This window comes from Caldicoprobacter sp. (assembly GCF_047459465.1).
GTDB lineage: Bacteria > Bacillota > Clostridia > Caldicoprobacterales > Caldicoprobacteraceae > Caldicoprobacter.
Genome location: NZ_VSCO01000154.1, coordinates 1 through 3,827, shown reverse-complemented (window position 1 = coordinate 3,827; position 3,827 = coordinate 1). Strand labels below are relative to the sequence as shown.

Annotated in this window: 5 protein-coding genes; all 5 read left to right on the top strand. The window is 43.3% G+C overall.

The annotated features are described in order from the left end of the window. Positions 1-602: DNA polymerase III subunit beta (gene dnaN, locus FWJ59_RS08445; protein WP_414481505.1), on the top strand; the 602-nt coding region annotated here is incomplete at its 5' end. Between the two features lie 11 nt (positions 603-613). Then, complete coding sequence (locus FWJ59_RS08440; protein WP_414481504.1) at positions 614-868, top strand: RNA-binding S4 domain-containing protein; 255 nt, start codon at positions 614-616, stop codon at positions 866-868. Further along, positions 840-1,949: a DNA replication/repair protein RecF gene (gene recF / locus FWJ59_RS08435; RefSeq protein WP_414481503.1), complete on the top strand. Its 1,110-nt coding sequence runs from the start codon at positions 840-842 to the stop codon at positions 1,947-1,949. The genes FWJ59_RS08440 and recF overlap by 29 nt, the downstream gene beginning before the upstream one ends. Positions 1,950-2,061: 112 nt before the next feature. Next, positions 2,062-2,352 carry an extracellular matrix regulator RemB gene (gene remB / locus FWJ59_RS08430; RefSeq protein WP_414481502.1) on the top strand — a complete coding sequence of 97 codons (291 nt, stop codon included), beginning with the start codon at positions 2,062-2,064 and terminating at the stop codon, positions 2,350-2,352. A 1-nt stretch (position 2,353) separates the two neighbouring features. Beyond that, positions 2,354-3,827 (top strand): DNA gyrase subunit B (locus FWJ59_RS08425; RefSeq protein WP_414481501.1); only part of this gene is annotated, 1,474 nt, incomplete at its 3' end.

Sequence of the window (3,827 nt, the reverse complement as noted above, 5' to 3'; positions counted from 1 at the left end):
TGGTTTGCCTTGATGGGTATAGGCTGGCTTTGAGGAGAGAAGCTCTTTCTGAAAATGATGTAAATATCAGCATAATCGTACCCGGCAAATCCCTCAATGAAATCAGCAGAATACTGGAGGACGAAGAGCTTGATTTATACATAAACGTGGGGGACAAGCACGTACATTTTGACCTGGGAGATACTCAAATAATATCGAGATTGCTGGAGGGTGAGTTTGTAAATTATAAGCAGATAATACCTCAGGAGTATAAAACGCGGGTGAAGGTTGATAAATTGCTTTTGGAAGAAGGACTTGAAAGAGCTTCTTTGATGTCGAGGGAGCTCGAAAATAATCTGATAAAGCTAAACGTCGAGGATGATAAGTTGGTGATTACATCCAATTCGGATATAGGTAGAATATACGAGCGGATTCCTATAATCATGGAAGGCAAGAACATCGAAATAGCCTTTAATGCGCGGTATTTGCTGGATGTAATGCGCGTCGTGAAGGATGATGAAATTTGCCTGGATTTTACCACCAATGTTAGCCCTTGCATAGTGCGCCCTCTGGAAGGGGATGCCTACTGTTATCTTGTACTTCCAGTTAGGCTGCACAGTTAGGGGATGGAAATATGAGGGAGATTAAGATACACACCCAATACATAAAGCTCACCCAGTTTTTAAAGTGGGCTAACATAGCCATTACAGGCTCTGAAGCTAATCAAATGATAAGAAACGGCATGGTTAGCGTAAATGGGCAGGTGGAATTGAGGAGGGGCAGAAAGCTGTATCCTGGCGATTGCGTCGAGGTTGAAGGTGCAGGCATATATCGAATTATCGGGGGAGGAAATACTGAGGGTGTATCTAAAGGAACTGACCCTGAATAATTACAGAAATTACCAAAGTATTAGTCTAAAATTCGACAGCAGCAGGATAATGTTTGTAGGGAAAAATGCACAGGGTAAGACCAATATATTGGAATCGATATTCCTCACCTGTACAGGGCGTTCTCACAGAACACCCAGGGATAACGAGCTTATTAGATGGGGACAGGATAGCTGCTATATAAGGGTATTGGTTGAGAGAAGGGTGGGATACAACTCAATAGAGGTTTTTTTAAGCCTCAAGGATAAGAAGAAAATAAAGATAAATGGGGTGGCGATACAGAAACTGGGGCAGCTCATGGGACATTTCAATGCTATAATGTTTTCTCCGGAGGATTTAAAGCTGGTAAAAGAAGCCCCTTCCGAGCGGCGCAGGTATATGGATATGGAGATATCTCAGATGAAACCCCAGTATTTTTACAATCTTCAGCAGTACAACAGGATACTGGCCCACCGCAACAATCTTTTGAAAGAGATTGGCAAAAATCCTGGGGCAAAAAAGATGCTGCCTATCTTTGATGAACAGCTATCGGAGGTAGGTGCATTCATAATAAAACATAGATATGAATTTATAGATAGCCTGTCTAAGATAGCCAGGGAGATCCACTGGCGAATTTCTTCGCGATCTGAAAGGCTGGATATAAAATATAGGCCGTCCATTAGAGCTAGCAGTTTGGATATTGAAGATATCCGGGAAAAATTTTTTACAGCCCTGGAGAAGAACAAGCCTGAGGATGTACAGCGCGGAAGTACAGGAGTAGGTTGCCACCGCGACGATATTGGGTTTGAGATAAATGGCGTAGATGTGAGGATATTTGGATCTCAGGGACAGCAGCGAACGGTGGCCTTATCGCTTAAGCTTTCAGATGTTGAACTCATGTATAGGGAAACGGGGGAATACCCCGTTCTATTATTGGATGATGTTATGTCGGAACTAGATGGGGAGAGACTTAAAAGGCTGTTTGAAGAGCTAGGAGATGTTCAAGTGTTTGTTACAGCCACAGACCTTAATAGTATACCACCGCTAGAGTTAGAGAAATTTCATATTTACGAGATAGAGGGAGGAAAAGTGATAAAAAGATAAATTTACGAGTAAAACGGACGATAATTTAAAATAGGGCTTTAAAATTGGGCAAAAAATAGGTATAATAGGTCTACAAGCGTGATTTTGGGCTGTATAGGAGGAAAGAATAGTCATGATATTACATCTTGGAGGAGACGTAGTTGTTTCCATGAAGAATATAATCGCAATTTTTGATATGCAAACCATCAACGCATCCCGTATAAACCGGGAGTTTTTGCATATTGCGGAAGAGGAGGGCTTCGTACGAAGGGTGTCGGACGACGAGCCCAAAACCTTTATACTGGCCGAAATTGATAAAAAGAGCGTTGTGTTTTTATCGCCCATTTCTTCTTCTACCCTTCTTAAAAGGAGCTCATTTATAGACGGCGTTGCGTTATATAGCAAAGAGACGGAGGGAGCATAAAATGGAGAACAATAAGAAAGATAATGTGCCCGTATATGATGAAACTCAAATCCAGGTTTTAGAAGGGTTGGAAGCAGTTAGAAGAAGACCAGGAATGTACATTGGTAGTACAGGCATCAAGGGCCTTCACCATCTCATCTATGAGGTCGTAGATAACAGCATCGATGAAGCCATGGCGGGCTTCTGCGATTTCATACAGGTGATAATCCATAAAGACCTGTCGGTTACCGTCATCGATAACGGTAGAGGTATACCTGTGGGGATTCACCCTCAGATGGGTAAGCCGGCGGTTGAGGTTGCCCTAACCGTTCTCCATGCAGGGGGAAAGTTTGGAGGACAGGGCTATAAGGTGTCAGGTGGACTCCATGGTGTGGGCGTTTCGGTAGTAAATGCCCTTTCGGAATGGCTGGAAGTAGTTATAAAAAGGGATGGCCATATATATAGGCAGCGATATCAGCGAGGTAAAACCGTTTCGGAATTGGAGATAATAGGTGACACCCAGGAAACGGGTACCACCATAACTTTTAAACCCGATGCCGAAATATTCGAGGAGATAAATTTTATTGGCGAAACAATAGCCAATCGTTTACGTGAATTGGCTTTTTTGAATAAGGGGTTGCGCATTGTATTCGAAGATGAACGCGAGGGCATAAAAAAGGAATTCCATTACGATGGAGGAATTGCATCCTTTGTTAAATATTTGAACAAAAATAAAAACACCTTGCACCCTGAACCCATATATATTTCAGGGGAAAAAAATACTACATTTGTAGAGGTGGCCCTCCAGTATAACGATTCGTACATGGAAAACATATACTCATTTGCCAATAACATTGCCACCCATGAAGGCGGTACTCACCTTATAGGTTTTAAATCGGCTTTGACCCGTGCGCTTAATGATTATGCCAAAAAGTACAACATCTTAAAGCAAAACGACGATAACTTGACAGGAGAAGATACTCGGGAGGGTCTGACCGCTATTATAAACGTGAGGCTGGTTGAGCCACAATTTGAGGGACAGACCAAGACCAAGCTTGGCAATACTGAGGTCCGCGGACTGGTGGATAGTATTGTCTATGAGGGGCTCACAGTATTTCTGGAGGAGAACCCAGTTATTGCCAAGACCATAATCGAAAAAGCCATAAGCGCGGCAAGGGCCAGAGAAGCTGCCAGAAAGGCACGGGAACTGGTGAGGAGAAAGAGCGCTATAGAAAGCACCTCGTTACCCGGAAAACTGGCGGATTGTACCGAAAAGGATCCAGCCCTCAGCGAGATATTTTTGGTGGAAGGCGAGTCAGCAGGTGGTTCTGCAAAACAGGGCAGAGACAGACGTTTTCAGGCAGTATTGCCCTTGAGGGGTAAGATTTTAAACGTTGAAAAGGCCAGGCTTGATAAGATACTGGCAAATGAAGAAATAAAGGCCATGGTGACGGCTTTTGGTACGGGCATCGACAATGAGTTTGATATCAGCAAGC